The following is a 21611-nucleotide window of genomic DNA, read 5'->3' on the forward strand; positions in this document are numbered from 1 at the left end:
GCCACCAGATGACGCGCCAGACGATTCGCCCGAACGTTCAACTCCGCATACGACAGCTCAACCCCACCGCACACCACCGCCGGCGCATCCGGAGTCCGCACCACCTGCGCCTCGAACAACTCCGGCAACGTCACATCCGGAACCTCACGAACCGTATCGTTCCACTCGACCAACATCCGCCGACGCTCGTCGACACCGAGGACATCGATCTCCCGAACCAACCGACCGGGCTCGGCAACAACGGCTTCCAGCACACGCAACAGGCGATCTGCAAGCCCCTGGACCGTGACCTCCGCGAACAGATCCGTCCGGTAGTCCAGCTGTCCCTCAAGACCTGCGGGTTTGCCGTCGACGCCATGCGATTCCGCCAGGCTGAACGACAGGTCGAACTTCGCCACCGCACCCTGGAGGGGTTCCACGTCAGCCCTTACACCCGGGAGGTCGAGCTCGGGTCGGACGTTGTTCTGGAAGGCGAGCATGACCTGGAACAGGGGGTGGCGGGCCATCGAGCGCGCCGGATTGAGGATCTCCACCAGCCGCTCGAACGGCACGTCCTCATGCGTGAACGCCGCCAGGTCCGCTTCCCGGACCCGCTCGACGACCTCCCGGAAGGTCGGGTCACCCGACAGGTCGGTCCGCAGCACGAGCGTGTTCACGAAGAACCCGACCATGTCGTCGAGGGCCTCGTCGGTACGCCCGGCGATCGGCGTGCCGATCGGGATGTCCTGCCCGGCGCCCATCTTCGAGAGCAGCACGGCCAGTGCGGCCTGCACCGTCATGAAGACACTCGCCCCACAGGAGCGCGAAAGCTCCACCAGACGGGCGTGCACCTGCGCCGGAACGCGGAACCCGACCGCGGCCCCCTCGTGCGAGGCGACAGCCGGGCGCGGATAGTCGACCGGCAGCTCAAGCTGCTCCGGAAGATCGGCCAGCGCCCGCTCCCAGTAGGCGACCTGGGCGGCGATCACACTCTCCGGGTCGTCCTCGCTGCCGAGTACCTCGCGCTGCCACAGCGTGTAGTCCGCGTACTGCACCGGGAGCGGCTGCCACGCCGGGGCATCCCCCTGGCAGCGGGCGGCATACGCCTGCGACAGGTCCCGGGCCAGCGGCGCCATCGACCAGCCATCCGCCGCAATGTGATGCACCACCATGACGAGAACCCACTCGCCCGGAGCATCCGCAACCTCCAGCAGACGCACCCGCCACGGCAGGTCCCGCTCCAAGTCAAAGCCGGTCGCAGCCGCCTCGGTCACCGCGGCAGCGACGTGATCGGCGGGAACCGGCACCACACGGAACTCGGGTACGCCCGTGGCCGCGTCGAGGACGAGCTGGCTCGGCCGGCCGTCGGTGTCCTGCGGGAACACCGTGCGCAGGCTCTCGTGACGGCCCGCGACGTCCGCGAGCGCGGCCCGCAGCGCCTCCAGGTCCAAGGCACCCGTCAGGCGCAGCACGAGCGGGACGTTGTACGTGGCGGAGACGCCTTCGAGCTGGCCCAGGAACCACAAACGGCGCTGCGCGAACGACACCGGAAGAACCTCCGGCCGCGCCCGCCGCTCCAGCGGCTTCCGGACCTGAACGCCCTCATCGAGCCGGTCCACCAGCCCCGCCACGGTCGGGGCCTCGAACAGCGACCGGATGCTCACCTCGACGCCGAGCGCGGTCCGGATGCGGCTCACGAGACGGGTCGCCAGCAGCGAATGCCCGCCGAGTTCGAAGAAACCGTCGTCGATCGACACGGACTCCACGCCCAGGACCTCGGCGAACAGCCCGCACACCGTGGTCTCCTGCGGTGTCCGCGGCGCACGACCGCGGCCCGCGCCCACCGGCGCGTACTCCGGGACCGGCAGGGCCCGCCGGTCCAGCTTTCCGTTCAGGGTCAGTGGCAGGGCGTCCAGCGCCACGAGGGCCGACGGCACCATGTAGTCCGGCAGCCGCTCGGCGACGTACGCGCGCAGCGCCGCCGTGTTCACCCCGGCGGGGTCGGTGCCTGCCGGGGGCACCACATAGGCCGTGAGCCGCTTGTCGCCGGGAGTGTCCTCCCTGAGGATCACTGCGGCCTGGCCGATCTGGGCGTGCCCGGCCAGGACCGCTTCGATCTCGCCGGGCTCGATGCGGAAGCCGCGTACCTTCACCTGGTCGTCGACGCGGCCTATGAAGTCCATGGTGCCGTCGGCCAGCCAGCGCACCACGTCGCCGGTGCGGTACATCCTGGCGCCCGGTGCGCCGAAGGGGTTGGCGACGAAGCGCCCGGCGGTGAGTTCGGCGCGGTTGAGGTAGCCACGGGCCAGGCCGTCGCCGGCTATGTAGAGCTCGCCGCTGACTCCCGGGGCGACGGGGCGCAGTGCCTCGTCCAGAACGTACAGCTGGGTGTTCCAGAGGGGCCGGCCGATGGGGACGGAGTTGTCCGGTACGCGGCCGGCTTCGCGCAGCGGGTTGACCGCGGAGAAGACGGTGGTTTCGGTGGGGCCGTACTCGTTGGCGACTACCGTGCCGGGGCAGGCTTCGAGGACTCGGCGGACGGCGGTGGGCGAGACCACGTCACCGCCCGCCCAGATCTCGCGGACGCCCTTGAAGCAGGCGGGGTGCTCTTCCGCGAGGACGCGGAAGAGTCCGGCGCTGACGAACAGGCCGGTCACGTTCTGCTCGGTGATCACCTTGGCGAGGTCCGCGGCGTCCATCAGGCCCGCCGGGGCGACGACGACGGTGCCGCCGGTCAGGAGCGGTGTCCAGATTTCGAAGGTGGACGCGTCGAAGGCGTACGGGGAGTGCATGAGCACGCGTTCGTGCCGGCCGGAGGTCCAGTAGGAGTCGGCCGCCAGGTGGACGACGTTGCGATGCGTGTTGGCCACGCCCTTGGGCTTGCCGGTGGAGCCGGAGGTGTACATGACGTACACGAGTTGCTCGGAGTGGACCGTGGCACGCGGCGCGGCCGGGGCACTCTCGTGGCCGGCCACCGTGCCCGGGTCGGCGGCAGCACCTGCCGTTCCGGGCGTCGTCTCCGGCTGGTTCTCGGTGTCCTCCTCTCCCCGTGACGTGACCCGGATGACCGGGACGTCCGCGGCGAAGCCGATGTCGTGCGGGTCCCGGTCGGTCAGCAACGCCATGGCTGCGGTGTCCTGGAGGATGAACTCGGACCGGCCGGCCGGCTGGTTCGGGTCGATCGGTACGTACACGCCGCCGGCCTTGAGGATGGCGAGGGACGAGACGACGACGCCGATGGAGCGCTCCTGGAGGACGGCGACCCGTGACTCGGTGGTGACGCCTGCGCGCCGGAGGCGGCGGGCCAGGCGGTCGGCGTCGGCATCCAGTTCCGCGTAGGTCAAGACGGTGGCGCCGTCGGTGACCGCGTGGGCGTCGGGAGTGCGTGCCGCCTGGGTTTCGAACAGTTCGTGGACGCAGATGTCGTGCGGGTAGTCGACGTCCGTGTCGTTCCAGGTGTGCAGGATCCGCTCGCGCTCGTCCGGTGCGACCAGGTCGGCCTGGCGCAGGGGGGCGCCGGGATCCGCGACGAGCTGCTCCAGCAGGCTCAGGTACCGCGTCTGGTGGGAGGCGACTTCCTGCCGGTCGTAGAGGTCGGAGTTGCCGTCGAAGTCGATGGTGGGGCCCCGGCCGTCATCGGGGTCGCGGACGACGATGGAGAGGTCGGGTACGGGTCCGCTCGACAGGTTGTGGGGGGCGCCGTGGAGGTCGCCGAGGGATATGCCGTCGTTGAACGAGATGATGTTGGCGACGACGTTCCAGATGCGCTGGGTCCGGTTGCCTCCGCGGATCTCCCGGATCAGGTCTTCCGAGCGGAAGCGCTGGTGGCGCAGTGCCTGGTTCACCTCGGTGGTGGCCCGGCCGAGGAGGTCGCCGAAGGATTCCTCACCGGAGAGGGTCAGGCGGAGCGGGAGGACGTCGGACAGGGTGGTGACGGTATTCCTGGCGTGCACCGACTTGCGGCCCGTGACGGGAAGGCCGACCAGGACGTCCCGTTCACCGGTCATGCGGCTGAGGTAGACGAAGACGGCCGCGATGAAGACGACCGCGCGGGTCGTCCGGTGCTCGTGGGCGAGGTCGCCGAGCGTGTCGCTGGCGGCCTCGTCCAGCTCCGTGGTCACCCGGGTGACGCGTCCGTTGACGCCGGGCTCGCGTGAGGCGAGCGTCGTCGGGTGCGGGCGGTCGGCGAACTTGTCGAGCCAGTAGGCGCGGTCGGCGGTGAACTTCGGCGAGGCGAGGTACTTGCGGTCCTCCTCGCGCAGCGGGTCGAGCCCGCGCGGGACGACTGCTTCGAGGGCGTGCGCATCCGGCGACCGGAGCGACATGTAGATGTCTCCCAGGCGCTGCTGGAACAGGAAGCCGCCGTAGCCGTCCATGAGGAGGTGGTGGAACCTCGCGTACCAGAAGTAGCGCCGGTCGGAGATCCGGAAGAGGGCGAACGACCAGAGCCGGTCGGTGAGGACGTCCACAGGCCGGCGGAGGTCGGCGCGCATCCACTCCCGTGCCGCCGCCTCCGGATCCGGCCGGCCGGAGACGTCCATGTAGCCGACGTCCGGGACGAGGGAAGGGTCGATGGTCTGCCGTACGCCTTCCGGTCCTTCGCTGAACCGCTGGTGCAGTGCTTCGGACTCGCGGAACGCCTGTCGGCAGGCCTCCTGGAACAGGGCGACGTCGATGTCGCCACGGAAGTCGACGTACTCGGCGATGTTGTAGGCGTGTCCCGAGGGATCCAGCTGGTGGCCGAACCAGATTCCCGTCTGAGCGGTGGACAGTTCCGTGTGCTCGCTCTGCTCCTCGGACACCCTCATCACCTCACGCTTGAAGCCAACAACTGGAACGGGCAGCACGACGGCGCACCGGTGCGCCGGTGTGCGGGGGTGTGCCGGGTCGGGCGCCGTCGGGCCCGTGTCTCGCTCTCGGTGGACCGCCGATCAGCAGTCGTCTCGTCTCGCTTCGAGCACGCTGAAGAACGAGTCCGGGAGCCGGGTGACGTCCGAGAGGTGCATGCCCGCCCGCCGGAGCAGGGACCGGTACTGGTCCAGGGTGCGCTCGCGGCCACCGAGGACGACCATCATTCCCAGGTCGCTCCACCAGGCGGGGTGGGCTTCGCCCGATTCGGGAAGGAGCATTTCGCAGATGAGCAGTCTGCCGTCCGCGGACAGTGCCTCGCGGCTGCGGCGCAGGATGGTGACGGCGTCGTCGTCCTCCCAGTCGTGGAGGACGCTGCACATGAGGTGGGCGTCGGCCCCGGCGGGGATCTCCTCGAAGAAGTCGCCCGATTCGGTCCGGCAGCGCTCTCGCAGTGGAGCGAGTTCACCCGAGACCTCGGCCCGTTCGACGACGCTGCGCCGGTCGAAGAGGACTCCGCTGACCTGCGGGTTGGCCGTCAGGATGGAGGCGAGTACGGCGCCCTTGCCGCCGCCGATGTCGAGGAGGCAGCGGGTGTCGTTCCACGCGGGGAGCGTGGTGAGGCCCGCGTAGAGGCGGCCCGCCCGCTCCCGCATGCGTTCGTCGAAGGCGGCGCCGACCTGACCGTCGCCGTCCTTGTGGGTGAAGAATCCGGCGCCGAACTGGCTGTCGAAGGCGGGCCGGCCGGTGGCGATGGTGTCGACTGCTCCGAGCCAGGCACGGTAGGAGTCGACGTTGGTGAGGGTCGCCCGCATCGAGACGGGCGAGTCGGTCTGGAGCAGTTGGCCCAGCCGGGTGAGCGAGAACAGGCCCTCACCGTGGTCGGTGAAGAACCCGCAGCTGGCAAGGGTCCGCAGGAGCCGTTCCAGGGCTCCGGGCGACAGGTCGAGTGCCCCGGCCAGCTCCTCCACCTTCCGTTCGGTGTCGCTGAATTCGTCCGCGACGCCCAAGTGTGCGGCGACGGACAGCGCGTACGGCAGTACGGCGACGATGCTGTCGTCCGCCATGCGCAGGAATTCGCGGACCACCGGGTCGGTCGCGGTCGCGATGACGTGCTCTCGGTCGGTACTCACCCGGTTGGGCCTTCCGTTCATTGCGTCAGATCGGTGGGCGTCTTCAGGAGCTGGTGTCGCCCATGGCGTCCACCAGGCTCTTCGGGCGCATGTCCACCCAGTTCTCGTTGATGTAGTCGAGGCAGGCCTGTCGGGTGTCCTTGTCGTGGGCGACGGTCCACCCTGCGGGCACCACGGCGAATGCGGGCCAGAGGGAGTGCTGTCCTTCGTCGTTGACCAGAACGGTGTAGACGCCCTCGGGGTCCTCGAACGGGTTGGCCATCGGGTCTTCCTTCCTTGCAGAACGGATTCCTCATTGCCCGGTGCGGCTGTGTGCACCGGGTTGTTCAGCGGCCGGACGACGGCAGTCGCAGGATCGCGCAGGCCACCGCTCCGTCGGGGTCGACGGCGCTGACCAGCGCCAGACGGTCGCCGTCGTGGCCGCGGTCGGCGGCGGCGTGCTGTGCGGTGCTCAGCAGCGCCGCGATCTGGAAGACGGAGGTGGCGGCGGAGGTGTCCCCGATCAGCGATCCGATCGCGGGCCGGGAGACCGCCTCCGTGCCGAACATCTCCTCGAGGAGCCGGGCCTCTCCCGGCGCCGCTGTCCCTCCGCAACCGCTCGGCATGGCGGCCCAGACGTCCCGGGCGGCCGCTCCGGCGGCGTCGAGTACGGCGGACAGGCAGGAGCGCAGGGCGGCGTTGGGATCGCCGTCCACGTCGATGCACGAGGTGACGGCCAGAAGCTCGGCCAGGACGGTGCGCCCGGCGCCGATGCCGTCGGGTCGCTCCAGCAGGAGGACGGCGCATCCCTCGCCCAGTGCCGCGTCCGTGTCGCCGGCGGGCCGCCGGTGGTGCTCCAGCCAGGAGCGGGCCTGCGAGTACTCCTCGGTGGCTCCGACGACGACACGGTCGGCGCGGTGCTGCGCGAGCAGCCGACGGCCGTGTTCGAGGGCCATGAGGCCCGACACCCGTCCGGCCGCGAGGGTGCTGTTCGGGCCGCGGAGGCCGTGGAAGATGGCGCTGGCCGAAGTGGCCCTGTTCATCGCCATGTTCGGGATGGCCACGGGCGGTACGTCCTGGGGGCGCCGCCCTTCGAAGGAGGCACGGGTCACGTCCGCGTACCCCTGTGCGCTGCCGGTGGTGGTACCGAGCACGATCCCGGTGGTGAGACCGCTGTCGTCGACGATGTCGGGCGCGTGCCGCAACAGCTCCCGCACCGCGGTGATCGCCAGGCCGGTGACACGGTCGAGCCCCCTGGTGCCGGCCTTCCCCAGTACCTCCCGGACCTCGAAGTCCGGTACGAGATGGGCGAGCGGGTCGGCGACGACCCCCCAGATGTCGGTGTCGGGGCGCCGGGCGGTCGTACGGCCGGCCGACAGTCCCCGTTCGAAGGGCTCGCGTCCCACCCCGAACGGCGACACGACCGACCAGGCGGTGATCACGGGGCGCTGCGGCCGGCCCGCCCCGGTGCTCAGCACGGCTTCTCCTTTTGCGCCATCTGCTCCTGCTCGGGGTTCCGCTCCCTCGGCGGGGTCCGCCTGCCGTCGGGGCTGCCGAGGACGAGGACGGCATTGTTGCCGCCGAAGGCGAGGGCACTGTTCTGGACGATCCGCACGTCTGCTTCGACGGATCGGTTGGGCGTGCAGTCGACGGCGCATTCCGGGTCGGTGTCCCGGTGGTTGGCCGTGGGGGGCACGAAGCCGTGGTGGATGGCGAGGGCAGCTGCCACTGCGCCGAGGGCGCTAGCTGCGCCCATGGTGTGTCCGATCATGGACTTGACGGCGGTGGCGCGGGGCAGCTGCGCGCCGAAGACGTCGTGCATGGCCTGCACTTCGGTGATGTCGTTCGTCTGGGTGCCGGTGCCGTGCGCGGAGACGAGGTCGACGTCTTCGGGGCTGATTCCGGCGTCGTCCAGTGCCAGGCGCATGCAGCGGGCCACGCTGTCCCGTTCGGGGGCGACGGGGTGGTGGGCGTCGCAGTTCAGTCCGTAGCCCATCACTTCGGCGTACACGCGGGCGCCTCGGGCCTGTGCGGAGTCGGCGTCCTCCAGCAGGAGCATGCCGGCTCCCTCGCCGAGCAGGAGGCCGTCGCGGCCGGCGTCGAAGGGCCGGCACTCCTCTTCGGCGACGAGGCCGAGCCGGGTGAACCCGGCGAGCGTCTTGCGGCACAGCACGTCCGATCCGCCCACGAGGGCGTAGTCGGCTTCGCCGGACCGTACGGCGTCGAGTCCGGCGCCGATGGCGTAGTTCCCCGCGGCGCAGGCGGTGGCGATCGAGACGGCTTCGACGTTGCGGAGGCCGAGCTCGCGTGCGAGGTGCACCGACAGCTGTGATGCGGGTACGCGGCGGGCCAGGACGGTCGGCATGTCTTCGAGGCCCCCGGGAAGTACGGCCTCGACGATGCCGTCCAGGTCCGGTACGCCGCCGTCCGTGGTGCCGACGGCGATGAACCCGCGCCGTCGCTTGTGCAACTCCGATGCGGTCAGTCCGGCGTCCGACAGAGCCATGCGGGTCGCCGCGATGGCAAATCCTGCGGCGGGTCCCACGTCCTCCAGGGGAAGGTTGTGAATCCAGTCCGCGGGTTCGAAGCCCGCCACCTGGTGTCCCCGCCGCTGCGGGAAGTCCCGGGTGTCGAAGCGGGTGATGTCGGTGGTGCCCGGGCGTCCGGCCCGTAGCGCGTCGGTGAACGGCCCGACGCCGTTGCCGATGCTCGAAAGAACGCCCATTCCGGTGATGACCACTCGCCGGTGCCGGCCGTTCGTTGTGTCCCCCGTGCTCGTCATCTACCTTGCCTTGGCCGTTTCTAGGATCTCCAGCACCGTCTTCAGGTCGACCATGCGCTTCAGGTCTTCCCGCGCGATTTCGATGTCGAGCGCCACCTCGATTTGGCTCTGGATTTCCACGGCGTTCATGGAGTCCGCACCGTAGTCTTCGCGGAACCGTCCGGAGGGGGTCAGCTCTTCCTCCTCCAGTTCGAGCACATCGCAGATGATTTCGCGGACTTTTACCTCGCGCTCGGCAGGGAGCACCGTTGCTCCTTTCCCTCGGGGCCTTGACGGCACAGAGAATGCATTCTTGTTCGGGCAGGGTCTGTCGGTCCAGCGAAGTATTTCTGATGTCGCCTATGTCACTTGGCGAGGAGCGAGCGTTCGTATGCGTCGCTGTGCAGACCGTACCGATAGGTCTCCACTCTGAGGAGTTCCTCCAGTCGGACATTGCCCAGAGCGACGTCGGAGCCGAAGTGGTCGAGCAGTGCGAATTGACTCGGCTTGGTGGGTGCCTCGAATATGAGCCGGTCCAGTCCGAATTCATCGGCAAGCGTGTCGGCGAGTCCGCGGCTCAGCCGGCCCTGCGCATCGAAGAGCCCCACGTCCGCGGCGTTCTCGCGGCCTTCGACGACGAGGTGGGTGGCACCCTCGTTGAGCCATCGGCCGCCCTCCGCGACGAGTCGTTTCGTCGTTTCCTCGTCGAACGCCCCGTCGTGCTTTCCGCCGATCTCATAGGTGACGGTGAGGCCGCGGGCCGTAGCGGCTTCCAGTACGCGTCCCGGATGGGGGTCGGACCGGGTGAATCCCTGACCCGCCTCGATCCCCGTGACGTTCAGCCGCCTGCACAGGTCGAGGTACTCCTCCAGGCGGCCGAGGTCGGCAGCTATCTCGAACATGCCTCCGCCGACCGTCACCGGCAGCCCGTGGTCCCGGGCGGCCCGGATCTTCTGCTGCAGGCTGCTGTCCTCGATGAGCAGCCATGTCGCCATGGACAGCTTGAGCCCCGCCATCAGGGAGTGGCTCTGGCCGATGTGGGAGACCACCGTCGCGACGTCGTAGCCGGGGTCGAAGGGGTAGGTTCGGGGCATCCGGCGAACGACGCCGAGTGATGCGAGGAAAGCCCGTTGCGGGGGTTCCGCACCGTTCGCTTCGGACACGATTGCTCTTTCTTTCACTGAAAGGGGTTACCTTTCCAGTCGAGTGCCCACGCCGCTCTCGACGGCCCGTCTGTAGACGGCGGCCGAGCAGGCGATGTCTCCGACGGCCTGTCCGATGGGGTTGAAGAAGATGGTCTCCTCGGGCTTCTCCCGGCCCGGACGTGCGCCGGTGACGAGCTGCGAGAGCTCCGCATGGCAGCGTTCGGGACCGAAAGTGCCCTGCTGCGCCATGGTGTGGAGAAGTTTCCCGGGGCGCATGACCTGCTCGTAGCAGTCGACGACGACCTTGTCGCTGGCGAGGACGACGTCCGGCATGGGGTCGGCGAGCGAAACGTTCAGGAACAGGGAACCGCGCGGCACCCATGCGGCGGGGATCCACGGCGCGGGGGCGGTGGTGACCACGAGGATGACGTCCGCGCCGCGCAGGCATCCGGCGGCGTCCTCGTGGACGGTGACCGTCAGCCCGTGCTCCTCGCGGGCCCAGTGCGCGAAGGACTCCGCCTGCCGGGGGGAGACGTCGTGGACGTCCACCGCCTCGGGCCCGTCCCAGGTTTCGCACAGAAGGGACAGGTGCGTTCTGGCGAGGAGACCGGTTCCCAGGATGGCGAGGCGCCTGCCCTCGGGCGCCAGGTACCGGCAGGCCACGGCGGAGACCGCGGCGGTCCGCCAGGCGCTCACGACCGATCCGTCCATGATCGCGACGGGATAGGCACTGTCCGCGTCGTTGAGGACGATCACCGCGGAGGCCCGTGGTACGCCTCGGGCTTCCTGGTTGTCGTGGGCGCTGCCGATCCATTTGATGCCGGAGAGGTGGACCTCACCGCCCACGTAGGCGGGCATGGCGATGATGCGGTCCGTCGGGTGCGGGCGGTCGGGCCGGCGCAGGTAGGGCTTGAGCGGTTGCACCACGTCGCCGGCGGCCTGGGCGCGCAGTGCGGCCTCCACGGCTTCCACGAAGAGGGTGCGTTCGGAGCCGACGGCGCGTTCGACGTCGGCGGCCGACAGGTAGAGCAGCCCATCGCGTGCGATGGGGTCCAACGCGTTCAAGATTCCCCCTGTGTCCCGTTCACTGCCGACCTGGTTGCCCAACCGTCGGCAGCTGACCGGTGCGTGAATGCCTCGCGCTGTTTCCTGCCATCCGGTGGATGGCTCGGTTCACTTCGCCTGCGAATTCCTGCTCATGCTCCAACAGGTAGAAGTGGCCGCCCGGGAACGTGTGACTTGCGAAGGTCCCCGTCGTGGCGTCTTTCCACTCGGCCACCCTATTCCAGGGAACTCCCGCATCGTCAACACCGGCCAATGCGGTAATGGGTGTGGAGATCCTGCGAAGAGGTTGCGGCGAATAATCCCGGACGAGACGGAAATCCGCACGGACGGAGGGCAGCACCAGATCTCGGAGTCCGGGCTGGAGCATCGGATCGGTGTAAGCGCCTCCAGCCCTGCGGAGTTCGGCGATCAGCTCGTCGTCGCTCTCTCCGGGCCATTCGCGTTCCGGAGGCAGGTGGGGCGGAATCTGGGCGGACACGATGAGTCCGGCCGGCCGGCGGCCCCATGACATCTCAAGAAGTCGCGCCACTTCGAACGCGACCCAGGCGCCCATGCTGTGCCCGAAGAGAACGAGGGGGGAATCATCGTCGAGGTGGGGTTGCAGAGCCTGGACCACCCGGGGTGCCAGGTCGTCCATGGTCGACACGCACGGCTCGGATATCCGGTCCTGACGGCCCGGGTACTGGACGGACAGCAGATCGGTTCCGTCGGGGAGCCACGAGGCCCAGGAATTGTGGAAGGAGGCGGTGCCGCCGGCGTGCGGCAGGCAGAGGAGGCGCAAACGTGCGTCACGACATCGCCGGTTGCGCCGGATCCACGACGCTCCGGTGGAGGGAGGGTCAGAGGGCATGCCCGCCTCCACACCCGTCCGCACCTCCGGACGAAGCGGGGCCTAATGCCGCGCAACGCGACACGCCAGTACCCACACAGCGACGAACCATGCCATTCACCCCCGTGTGAGTCAGCACATGTGATGTTGCAGCTGTGAACAGGCCAAGATCATAGGTGAGTTGGGGGCCGAAGGCAACGAAGATCGGCCTGTTAACGCCTGGTGACACGGCGTGTTTGCCGCGTGACACCGACGCCTGACGGCCGGCGTTTCCGCGCCTGCGGAACCGTCGGCCGACCAAGGCTCACCCCGGCGTTCCCGAGCCGTCAGGCACTCCTCCCCGACCCCGCCTGCCGGACGTGCTCAAGCACGCGCACAGCGTCTTCGAGGGGGCTCTCCCGCCTCAGCTTCTCGGCCAGTCGCTCGGCGTTCCGCGCGATGCCGGGGTCGGTCGTCGCCGTGACGATGCCCGAGCGCAGTGCCTCCGCCGTCAGCTCCCGGAACTTCACGGGCGGCGCCGAGACGCCGAGGCCGTGGACGTGGTCCGCCCACATCTGCTGTTCGTTGTGGAACGGACAGGCCATCTGCGGGAGTCCGGCCACCAGGGCGGCGTTGTAGGTTCCGGTGCCCCCGGCGTGCACGGCGGCTCGGACCCTGGGGAAGAGCCAGTCGTAGGGGACGTCCCTGACCACCATGATGTTCTCGGGCGGATCGACCACGCGTACGCCGCCCCAGCCCTCCACGACGACCGCCCGCTCCCCGGCCGCGCTCACCGCCTCGACGACCAGTCGGCCGGTCGCCTCGGGATCTCCGCCGAACATGCTGCCGAAACCCACCGAAATGGGGGCCCGGCCCCGCTCCAGGAAGCGCACCAGCTCGGCGGGCGGCCGCCAGTCCGGGCGGCGCGGCAGCGTCCAGAACCCGGTGGTGTGCACCCAATCCGGCCAGTCGGCGGCGGGCCTCAGGACGTGCGGGCTGAAGCCGTGCAGCACGGGTGTCGGGTTGCCGTGGACATCGTTCCGGAAGTCCGTGGAGCCGTCCCGGGGCGCAAGCCCGAGGACGTCCGTGCGCCACTGGTCCACCCAGTCCGACAGCGGTGGTTCGAGCGGCCTGTTGACGCGGGCGTGGTCCGCCAGGTTCGTCGCCGTCGGCCGCAGGCCGGGGCCCGGCGAGTACTCCCCGGAGACGACGTGGTGCGGGTAGAGAGAGGCGAGGACGTGCGGCACGCGGAGCCGCTCGGCGATCTGGTGCGTCACCTGCCGGGAGGACGGCGAATAGACGATGAGGTCGGCCCCGGCCGAAGCCGCGTCCCACATTTCCCGCATCATCAGCGGGAAGACCCGCGGGAAGAGCGCGATCGTGGCCTCCCGCAGCCGGCGCTGCACCTGCGGGTCGTCGTTGTTCAGGTACAACCCGCGGACCTCGGGGGTTGACTGGAGCCGGACCAGTTCGTCGTTGAGCGGCGCGAACGGAACATCGAATTCCGCGACGAAGTCCCCGTAGAGACGCGGTCCGACGAGCGTGGCGTCGTGTCCTGCTCTGTTGAGCGCGTGCGCCAGGGCCAGGTAGGGCTGTACGTCGCCACGGCTTCCGTCCGTCACGTAGACCAGAGCCTTCAATTCCGTTCCTTCCTGGGGCCGGACCGGGCGCCGCGTTCGGCACGAAACACTGCCGGGGAACATCGACGCGGCGCGCAACCGGCGGACGTGCGTGATGGGGGGAGTGGCGGGGGCGCCGCGCATCCGTGTGCCGCGGCTCGCCCCGCTGGGGACCGACCCGGCCTGCTGCGGGCGGGATCGTGCCGATCATACCGACAGCACCTTGCCGGACGACTGCCCCGCACCTCAACTGCGGCTCTTCACAGGTCCTTTGTCGCACTCCGGGCGAGCCCCGACACTGCCGGTCACCCAAGGCACCGACAGGCGGTTCCCGCTCCGGCTGTGTCCGTGATCACTTGCAAAATGCCTCGGCCGCAGGTCAAATCAAGGGGTTACGGTGCGATCGGCCACGGGGGCATCCGAGGGTGCAGGGCCACTCCCGCCGCGGGCATCGCCGTGTTCCGGCACTCGTTCCCCTGCATGCTCCCCCCTGCCCGGCGCCCCGACCCGGAGCGGCTCCGAGCATGGATCTGACAACCCGTCGAAGTAGCAGAGGAAGCCAGGGAACAGGTGGATCAGAGCACAGGGCGGATGGGGGAGGCGTCGGCCCCGATACACCACGGCGAGGTGCTCCAGGGGTTGTTCCGTGACCGGGGCGGGACGCGGCGCGGCCTCGTCACCCTCCCCTGCCCCCTGTACTGCGTGCAGGCACGCTTCGCGTCGGGCGGCGGGGCGGACGTCACCGTGTTGCCCGGCTGGCGCACCAAGGCGCGCGCAGCCGCGCGCCTGACCCTGGCCGCCCACGGCCTGCCCGCGGGCGGACATCTGGAGATATCCAGCGACGTGCCGCTGGGGCGCGGGTTCGGATCGTCGACGAGTGACGTCCTCGCGGCGATCGGAGCCGTCCAGGACAGGTACGCGCTGCGTCTGACCCCGCAGGAGAAGGCCCGGCTCGCGGTACGTGCCGAGATCGCGTCCGACTCGTTGATGTTCGACTCGACGGCCGTGCTCTTCGCCCAACGGGAGGGCGAGGTCATCGAGGACTTCGGGCACCCCCTCCCGGCGGTGTTCGTCCTCGGCTTCGGATCCAGGCCGGCACAGGGGGGCCGCGGGGTCGAGACCCTGTCCCTGCCGCCCGCGCGCTACACCGATGACGACGTCCTGGAGTTCGCGGAGCTGCGCGCCATGCTCCGGGAGGCCGTACTCGCCAAGGATGTGGCCCTGCTCGGCAACGTGGCCACGGCCAGCACACGGCTCAACCAGCGCCACCTCCCGGTCCCGCAGCTGGACCGCATCCTCGAGATCGCCGAGGAAGCGCGGGCGGTGGGCCTCCAGATCTCGCACAGCGGGGATGTCGCGGGGCTGCTCTTCGACCGCGACGACCCCGCGCTCAGCGTGCGCTCCTCACGCGCCGAGGGGTTACTTCGCGACATCGGCATCGTCGAGTCATGGAAGTTCACGACGAACGGATGAATGAATTCATGACAATCCATCAGTCGGCCGTCTACCCGTCGGTGATCGAGGCCGTCGAACTACCGAAGATCATCCACATCGGCGGCAACCTCTACGCCGCCGCGTTCACCCTGATGAAGCTCCTGCCCGCCCGCCACATCATCGACAGGGCCATCGCCGCCGGAGACCTCACACCGGGCACCCCGGTCATCGAGACGTCCTCCGGCACCTTCGCCCTCGGACTCGCCCTGGTCTGCCGGCAGCGCGGCTTCCCGCTCACCATCGTCGGCGACCACTCCATCGACGACGACCTGCGCAACCGCCTGGAAATGCTCGGCGCCGAGGTCGAACTCGTCGAGGACCGCGGGCAGCCCGGCGGCATCCAGGGAGCCCGGCTGGCCCGGGTGGAGGAGCTGTGCCGGGCGAGGCCGGAAAGCTTCGTGCCGCAGCAGTACACCAACCCCGAGAACCCGGCCGCCTACGCCTCGGTGGGCCGGCTCGTGTCCCACACCCTGGGATCCGTCGACGCCCTCATCGGGCCCGTCGGCTCGGGAGGATCCACGTGCGGCATCGCCTCGACCCTGCGCGCGGACACACCGGCGCTGCGCCTGATCGGCGTCGACACCCACGGCTCCGTCATCTTCAAGGCACCGGAGGCCCCTCGGCTGCTACGGGGCCTGGGCAGCAGCATCGTCCCGGGGAACGTCGTGCACACCGCGTACGACGAGGTCCACTGGGTGGGCCCCGGCGAGGTCTTCCACGCCACCCGCGAGCTCTACCGCCGCCACGGCCTGTTCATGGGTCCGACCAGCGGCGCCGCCTTCCTCGTGGCCTCGTGGTGGGCGGAACGCAATCGCGACTCCACGGTGCTGGCGGTACTACCGGACGAGGGGTACCGCTACCAGTCCACCGTCTACAACGACGACTGGCTGCGCGGCCAGAACGCACTGCCCGCGCAGCCCGCCGACGGCCCCCGCCTCGTGGAGAGGCCGGGAGAGGGCGACGGGAGCTGGTCCAGACTCCTGTGGAACCGCCGCACGTACGACGACGTCGCCGGCGCCTCCATCGATCTCCAGACACAAGGGAGCCCCGCGTGACACAGCCCGTGCTACTGCTCGTCGAAAGCAACACGACGGGGACGGGACGCCAGTTCGCCCGGCAGGCGAGGGCCCTGGGCATCCAGCCCGTCCTGCTCTGCACGGACCCCGGACGCTACCCGTACGTGGCCGAGGACGACGTGCGCGCACTCGTCGTCGACACGGCGGACGAGGCCGCCGTCCTCACCGCCGCCCGACGCCTTCAGGAGCAGGCTCCGATAGCCGGGGTCACGTCCAGCTCCGAGTACTACGTGGCCACGGCCGCCGCCACTGCACGCGCCCTCGGGCTGCCCGGCCCGGACGCCGACGCCGTACGGGAATGCCGCGACAAGGCACGGCAACGACAGCGGCTGCACGAGGCGGACGTGGCCGTCCCGCGCCACGAGCGGGTGCGCAGCGCCGACGAGGCGGTGGCCGCCGCGCTCCGCATCGGGTACCCCGTCGTCCTGAAGCCCGTCCAGGGTTCCGGCAGCCTCGGAGTACGGCTGTGCGGGGACGCCGAGGAGGTGTCGGCCCATGCCGCGGCCCTGACGTCCGCCGCCGTGAACGAGCGCGGCGTGCCGGTACCCCGGGACGTCCTCGTCGAGGAGTACCTGCGCGGCGCCGAGTACTCCGTGGAGGTGTTCGGACACGCGGCCTTGGTCGTCGTCGCGAAGCACCTGGGCCCGCTGCCGGACTTCGTCGAACTGGGTCACGACGTTCCGGCCCCGATATCGGCAGACGCGGCGGCACGGCTGCGGGACCAGGCCGTGCACGCGGTGAAGGCCCTCGGACTCGGCTGGGGAGCCGCGCACGTCGAGCTGCGCATGGACGGCCACGACGTCCGCGTCGTCGAGGTCAATCCGCGGCTGGCCGGCGGCATGATCCCGGAGCTGGTCCGCCACGCGCTCGGCATCGATCTGGTGGCCTGCCAGGTCGGGGCCGCCGTCGGCGCTCCCGCCACCGACACCCCGCCGGCCACGGGCAGATCGGCCGCGATCCGCTTCCTCACCTCCGACCGACCGGGCTCCATCGCCGACCGCACCCGGACCGAGCGGGCCCTGGAGACGGCCCGTTCGGTGCCGCACACCGAGACCGCCGTGCTCTACCGCGCTCCCGGCGATCCGATCGAGCCCGCCCGCGACTTCCGAGGTCGGCTCGGACACGTCATCGCCTCCGCCGCCGGTGCGTCCCTCGCCGGGGCATCCGCCGACGAAGCACTGCGCGAGCTGGCCGGCGCGCTCGCCCCCGCTCCCGAGGAGGCACGCGGATGAGCTCCGAACGCACCACGGATGCAGCGGCCGCGGCGGCGCGCCCCGGCGTGGACACCGGAAGGCTGAGCACCGGGCTGAACGACGAGGCCCACGCGATCGTCTACGACCAGTACCTCTCCCCCCACGACGCGGACGACGGACTCGGCGAGGAGCTCCGCCTCATCAGCGAGGTCGACCGCGCCCACCTGGTGATGCTCAGCGAGCGCGGGATCGTCGAGCCGGCCCACGCGTCCGCCCTCCTGCGGGCCATCGACGACCTGCGCGGCTCCGACTTCGCGGCGGTACGGGCCAGGCCCATGCCCCGGGGCGTCTACCTCGCGTACGAGTCCCTGTTGACCGAGCGGCTCGGCGAGGGCATCGGCGGTGTGATGCACACCGGCCGCTCCCGGAACGACCTCAACGCGACGACGGCCCGGCTGCGCGCCCGTCGGCACTTCCTGCGCCTGGTGGAGGCGACCGAGGCGTTCGCGAGGACCCTTCTGGACAAGGCCGAGGAGTACGGGGCCGTCGTCATGCCCGCGTACACCCACGGACAGCCCGCGGTCCCCATCACCTACGGGCACTACCTGACCGGCGTCGGCTGTTCTGTGCTCCGCGCGCTCGAAGACCTGCTCCACGCCGGGCGGGAGCTCGACGTCAACCCCCTCGGTGCCGGAGCCGTGGGCGGCACGTCCGTGGCCATCGACCCGGAACGCACGAGCGTCCTGCTCGGGTTCGCGGGCCCGGCCCGCAATTCGGTCGATGCCGTTGCCTCCCGGGACTTCGCTCTCAGGCTGCTGGCCGCGGCCTCGGGGCTGGGCGTCACCGTCGCACGTGTCGCCCGGGACTTCTCGGCCTGGACCTCCGAAGAGGCCGGCCTCATCCACCTCGCCGACGACCTGGTGGGCTCCAGCTCGATGATGCCGCAGAAGCGGAACCCGTTCCTCCTGGAGCATGTCCAGGGCCGGGCGACCGCGAGCCTCGGCGCGTTCACGGCGGCCGCCTCCTCGATGGCCACGGCCTCCTACACGAATGCCATAGCTGTGGGAACGGAAGCCCTTCGGCACACATGGCCCGGGCTGAGGAACACCACGGACGCCGTGACCCTGCTGCGGCTCGTCGTGCACGGTGCCGAACCGGATGCGGAACGCATGCTGCGCCGCGCCGTCGAAGGCTTCACGCCGGCCACCTACCTGGCAGAACGACTGGTCGCCACGGGGATGCCGTTCCGCAGTGCACACCACCTGGTGGGCACGACGATAGTGCGCGCGCTGGACACCTCCCGGTCGCTCGCCGAGGCCGCCCAGGAGGTTCCGGAAATAGCCCGGCTGACGGCTCACGACGGCGGTCCGGAATCCCCCGGCGGGGTGGACGACTGGCTGCAACCGGAGGCCGTCGCGCAGGCCTGCGCATACGGCGGGGGGCCCGGCGGTGATTCGACGGCCCGCGCCGTGGCCGGACTCCGCGCCGATCTCGCGAAGGCCCGGGCCCGGTCCGAGAAGCGCCGGACACGGTGGGCCGTCGGGGCGGCCGAGCTCGACGAGGCGGTGAGAGGACTGGTGGCACCGCTTCCCGGCGCACCCACCCAGCCGTGAGGCGCCCGGTCCGCACCCGCTGTCCCCAGGGGAGCCCGCACGCCTCCGGGAACGACGACACACGTCACCAAAGTCAGCGTCGGGTCAGCATCGGTCCCGGCGAAAGGAGGATCTCCGCGCGGGATGCTGCCTCTCCGGGGCTGATCTCGGCTGGTCGGCATGCTTCACGAAAGTGCAGGTCAGCGCACCCGCCCCCGGGCCTTCAGGGGCACCGGCGGGAGTTGCGGAGCCGGGATCGGGGGGCCGTCGTAGCCCTTCACCTCGCCGTAGCGGGTGCCCGTCATCCAGTCCTCGCGGAACTCCTCGATGTCCGCCTGGCTGCGCCCGATCCAGTTCCAGAACATCACGATCTCCTCCTCGAACGGCTCGCCGCCCAGGAGCATCAGGCCGGCGTCCGAGGTTGCGCGCAGGGGGAGTTCCGTGCGGCCGCAGCCGAGGTAGAGCATCGAGCCCGGGGGGACCGGGACGCCGTCCACGTGGGTCTCCCCCGACATCGACAGCACCGCGTACTCGAAGTCCGGGTCGAGCGGGAGCCGGGTCTCCGTGCCCGCCGCGAGCGCCAGGTCCGCGCCGACGATCGGGCTGTACGCCGTGCCCGGTGAGGTGGCCGTGTCCAGGGTGCCCAGGATGACCGTCGCCGTCAGGCCCGGGGCGGTCACCTGCGGGAGCTCCGCGTGGTGCTGGAAATGGGGCTCCACATTGCGGTGCTCCTCCGGGAGGGCCACCCACAGCTGGGCCCCGTGCAGGATGCGGCCGTGCGAGCGCGGGCTCTCCTCCGAGTGGCTGATCCCGCGGCCGGAGGTCATCAGGCCGAGCTCGCGCGGGCGGATCGTCTCCAGGCTGCCCACGCTGTCCCGGTGCAGCACCTCGCCGTCGTGCAGCCAGCTCACGGTCTGGAGCCCGGAGTGGGGGTGCGGGGCGACCTGCATCCCGGGCTCGCCCGCGATGTCGTCCGGGCCGTAGTGGTCGACGAAGCACCAGGCGCCCACCATGCGGCGGCCCAGGTTCGGCAGGAGTCGGCGGACCTCGGTGGATTCCCCGAGCTTGACCGTGCGCGGGCTGAGGAGCTCGCGCACGGGGTCGGCCACGACGAAGCCGCGGCCGCCGCAGGCGGAGAGAGCGGGCTGGCGATCGAGATTGCTCATACCGCACAACTTAGTACCGCCACCGGCGCCGCGTTCGGTGGAATGTCCGGCCGCCGTCACGTGTTGGGGCATGCGGACGCACCACCTGAACGGCGGAAGGGATCCCGATGAACGCGCCGACGACGTACTTCGAGCACGGCACGGCGGCCGAGCGCTGGGAGCGCGCCCGGCTCTTCTTCGAGGCGAAGGAGTACACGACGGCCGCGAACATCCTGGAGGCGCTGGCCGCCGAGGCCCCCGAGCAGCTCGCGCCCCGGCTGCTGCTGGCCCGCGCCTACTACCACTCCGCCCGGCTCTCCCGCGCCGAGCACGAGCTCCGCGCCATCCTCGAGCGCTGGCCGGTGGAGGACTACGCGCAGCTGATGCTCGGCCGGACGCTGGAGCGCCAGGGCCGGGCCGGGGAAGCCCGCCCCCACCTGCGGATGGCCGCCGCGATGGCGGGCGAGTTCCCCGAGTAGTACCGCAGGTGGCGCGCGGCGCAGCGCGCGACCCGGCCCCGTGCGTGCGGGGCCGGGCCGCCGCCTCGGTTAGCCTGGGGTCACGATGAACCGTCTGACCACGCCTTACGGCTCCTACGAGCTCACCCGCTTCCCCGAAGACCCGCGCGACCAGCTCCGCGCCTGGGACGCCGCCGACGAGTACCTGCTGCGCCACCTCGACTCCGGTACGGGGGAACACGGCCCGGTGGACCTGGCCGGCGCCGGGCAGATCACCATCCTCGGGGACCGCTGGGGGGCGCTCACGACGGCGCTGGCCGCGTACCACCCCACGCAGATCACCGACTCCTACCTCGCCCGGTCCGGCACCGCCGCGAACCTGGACCGTGCCGGGATCGGCACCGCCAAGTCCACGGTGCGGCTGCTGACCACGCAGGACCCGCCGCCCGAGCGGATCGACGTGCTCCTCGTACGGGTGCCGAAGAGCCTGGCGCTGCTGGAGGACCAGCTGTACCGGCTGGCGCCGCACGTACACGCCGGCACGGTCGTCGTCGGCACGGGCATGGTCAAGGAGATCCACACCTCCACCCTGAAGCTCTTCGAGAAGATCCTCGGCCCGACCAGGACCTCGCTCGCCGAGAAGAAGGCCCGGCTGATCTTCTGCACGCCGAGCGCCACCTCGACGCGGGCCGTCGACCCGTGGCCGGTGACGTACACGCTGGACGAGGAGGCGGGCTCGGGCGCCGGCCTGACCGCCGTCAACCACGCCGGGATCTTCTGCGCCGACCGGCTCGACGTCGGCACCCGCTTCTTCCTCCAGAGCATCCCGAACAACACGAACGGCGCCCGGGTCGTGGACCTGGGCTGCGGCAACGGCATCGTCGGCACGGCGGTCGCGGTCGCGGACCCGCGCGCCGAGATCGTGTTCACCGACGAGTCGTACCAGGCCGTCGCCTCGGCGAAGGCCACGTTCCGCGCCAACGTCCGGCACGAGCGCGAGCGGGCCGACTTCCTCGTCGGTGACGGCGTGGCCATGCTGGACCCGGGCTCGGTCGACCTGGTGCTGTGCAACCCGCCGTTCCACTCCCACCAGGCGACGACGGACGCGACGGCGCTGCGCATGTTCGCGCAGTCGCGCAAGGTGCTGCGCCCGGGCGGTGAGCTGTGGGTGGTGGCCAACCGCCACATGGGCTACCACACCCACCTGCGCCGTCTCTTCGGCAACAGCGAAGTCGCCGCGAGCGAACCGAAGTTCGTGGTGCTGCGGGCGGTCAAGCAGGAGGAGCGGCCGCGCCCCGCGTGACCTGCCGGTACAC

17 protein-coding genes are annotated in these 21611 nt (G+C 70.5%); 6 read left to right on the top strand and 11 right to left on the bottom strand.

The features are described 5' to 3' along the window. From ADK52_RS22165 to ADK52_RS22210, 10 genes are all read right to left on the bottom strand, one after another. On the bottom strand, nt 1–4781 hold a 4781-nt coding region (locus ADK52_RS22165), incomplete at its 3' end, for a non-ribosomal peptide synthetase (RefSeq protein WP_159046002.1). 129 nt (nt 4782–4910) lie between these two features. After that, entirely contained in the window at nt 4911–5960 is a 1050-nt protein-coding gene (locus ADK52_RS22170; protein WP_234344133.1) for an acetylserotonin O-methyltransferase, read from the bottom strand. A gap of 43 nt (nt 5961–6003) precedes the next feature. Beyond that, a complete protein-coding gene (locus ADK52_RS22175) occupies nt 6004–6222 on the bottom strand; it encodes an MbtH family protein (protein ID WP_053691587.1) in 219 nt (72 codons plus the stop codon). Between the two features lie 64 nt (nt 6223–6286). After that, nucleotides 6287–7417 carry a beta-ketoacyl synthase N-terminal-like domain-containing protein gene (locus ADK52_RS22180; protein WP_053691588.1) on the bottom strand — a complete coding sequence of 377 codons (1131 nt, stop codon included), beginning with the start codon at nt 7415–7417 and terminating at the stop codon, nt 6287–6289. Beyond that, on the bottom strand, nt 7411–8721 hold the full coding sequence (locus ADK52_RS22185) for a beta-ketoacyl-[acyl-carrier-protein] synthase family protein (RefSeq protein ID WP_053691589.1): 1311 nt from the start codon (nt 8719–8721) through the stop codon (nt 7411–7413). The genes ADK52_RS22180 and ADK52_RS22185 overlap by 7 nt, the downstream gene beginning before the upstream one ends. Beyond that, on the bottom strand, nt 8722–8967 hold the full coding sequence (locus tag ADK52_RS22190) for an acyl carrier protein (protein WP_053691590.1): 246 nt from the start codon (nt 8965–8967) through the stop codon (nt 8722–8724). 98 nt (nt 8968–9065) lie between these two features. Continuing rightward, entirely contained in the window at nt 9066–9794 is a 729-nt protein-coding gene (locus ADK52_RS22195; RefSeq protein ID WP_053691591.1) for a phosphosulfolactate synthase, read from the bottom strand. Between the two features lie 96 nt (nt 9795–9890). Beyond that, nucleotides 9891–10901 carry a 2,3-diaminopropionate biosynthesis protein SbnB gene (sbnB, locus tag ADK52_RS22200; protein WP_053691592.1) on the bottom strand — a complete coding sequence of 337 codons (1011 nt, stop codon included), beginning with the start codon at nt 10899–10901 and terminating at the stop codon, nt 9891–9893. Between the two features lie 28 nt (nt 10902–10929). Continuing rightward, nucleotides 10930–11760 (bottom strand): thioesterase II family protein, encoded by an 831-nt coding sequence (locus ADK52_RS22205; RefSeq protein ID WP_078988524.1) that lies wholly within the window; start codon nt 11758–11760, stop codon nt 10930–10932. Nucleotides 11761–12065: 305 nt separating this feature from the next. Continuing rightward, nucleotides 12066–13358: a glycosyltransferase gene (locus tag ADK52_RS22210; protein ID WP_053691594.1), complete on the bottom strand. Its 1293-nt coding sequence runs from the start codon at nt 13356–13358 to the stop codon at nt 12066–12068. Between the two features lie 549 nt (nt 13359–13907). Between ADK52_RS22210 and ADK52_RS22215 the strand changes: the two genes are divergently transcribed. From ADK52_RS22215 to ADK52_RS22230, 4 genes are read left to right on the top strand one after another with little or no spacing between them, the layout of a single operon-like run. Then, entirely contained in the window at nt 13908–14810 is a 903-nt protein-coding gene (locus ADK52_RS22215) for a kinase (protein WP_234344136.1), read from the top strand. 8 nt (nt 14811–14818) lie between these two features. Next, entirely contained in the window at nt 14819–15886 is a 1068-nt protein-coding gene (locus ADK52_RS22220; protein ID WP_234344138.1) for a PLP-dependent cysteine synthase family protein, read from the top strand. Next, the gene (locus ADK52_RS22225) at nt 15883–17139 is read left to right on the top strand and encodes an ATP-grasp domain-containing protein (protein ID WP_053691596.1); all 1257 of its coding nucleotides are present in this window, start codon (nt 15883–15885) and stop codon (nt 17137–17139) included. Before ADK52_RS22220 ends, ADK52_RS22225 begins: the two co-directional genes overlap by 4 nt. Then, a complete protein-coding gene (locus tag ADK52_RS22230; RefSeq protein ID WP_053691597.1) occupies nt 17136–18713 on the top strand; it encodes an argininosuccinate lyase in 1578 nt (525 codons plus the stop codon). Before ADK52_RS22225 ends, ADK52_RS22230 begins: the two co-directional genes overlap by 4 nt. Nucleotides 18714–18892: 179 nt before the next feature. On the opposite strand, the gene ADK52_RS22235 is transcribed toward ADK52_RS22230, so the two are convergent. Beyond that, a complete protein-coding gene (locus ADK52_RS22235) occupies nt 18893–19858 on the bottom strand; it encodes a pirin family protein (RefSeq protein ID WP_053691598.1) in 966 nt (321 codons plus the stop codon). A 107-nt stretch (nt 19859–19965) separates the two neighbouring features. Here ADK52_RS22235 and ADK52_RS22240 point away from each other — a divergent pair, with 107 nt between their 5' ends. Then, a complete protein-coding gene (locus ADK52_RS22240; RefSeq protein ID WP_053691599.1) occupies nt 19966–20316 on the top strand; it encodes a tetratricopeptide repeat protein in 351 nt (116 codons plus the stop codon). A gap of 94 nt (nt 20317–20410) precedes the next feature. Further along, the gene (locus ADK52_RS22245; RefSeq protein ID WP_053691639.1) at nt 20411–21598 is read left to right on the top strand and encodes a methyltransferase; all 1188 of its coding nucleotides are present in this window, start codon (nt 20411–20413) and stop codon (nt 21596–21598) included. Nucleotides 21599–21611 lie beyond the last annotated feature (13 nt).

Source organism: Streptomyces sp. WM6372, assembly GCF_001279655.1.
Classification (GTDB): domain Bacteria; phylum Actinomycetota; class Actinomycetes; order Streptomycetales; family Streptomycetaceae; genus Streptomyces.

What these genes read in the sequence shown, in the direction of transcription:
- ADK52_RS22195 (WP_053691591.1), bottom strand. Translation starts at nt 9,794, where the DNA reads ATGCCCCGAACCTACCCCTTCGACCCCGGCTACGACGTCGCGACGGTG.
- ADK52_RS22185 (WP_053691589.1), bottom strand. Translation starts at nt 8,721, where the DNA reads ATGACGAGCACGGGGGACACAACGAACGGCCGGCACCGGCGAGTGGTC.
- ADK52_RS22240 (WP_053691599.1), top strand. Translation starts at nt 19,966, where the DNA reads ATGAACGCGCCGACGACGTACTTCGAGCACGGCACGGCGGCCGAGCGC.
- ADK52_RS22235 (WP_053691598.1), bottom strand. Translation starts at nt 19,858, where the DNA reads ATGAGCAATCTCGATCGCCAGCCCGCTCTCTCCGCCTGCGGCGGCCGC.
- ADK52_RS22205 (WP_078988524.1), bottom strand. Translation starts at nt 11,760, where the DNA reads ATGCCCTCTGACCCTCCCTCCACCGGAGCGTCGTGGATCCGGCGCAAC.
- ADK52_RS22220 (WP_234344138.1), top strand. Translation starts at nt 14,819, where the DNA reads ATGACAATCCATCAGTCGGCCGTCTACCCGTCGGTGATCGAGGCCGTC.
- ADK52_RS22175 (WP_053691587.1), bottom strand. Translation starts at nt 6,222, where the DNA reads ATGGCCAACCCGTTCGAGGACCCCGAGGGCGTCTACACCGTTCTGGTC.
- ADK52_RS22230 (WP_053691597.1), top strand. Translation starts at nt 17,136, where the DNA reads ATGAGCTCCGAACGCACCACGGATGCAGCGGCCGCGGCGGCGCGCCCC.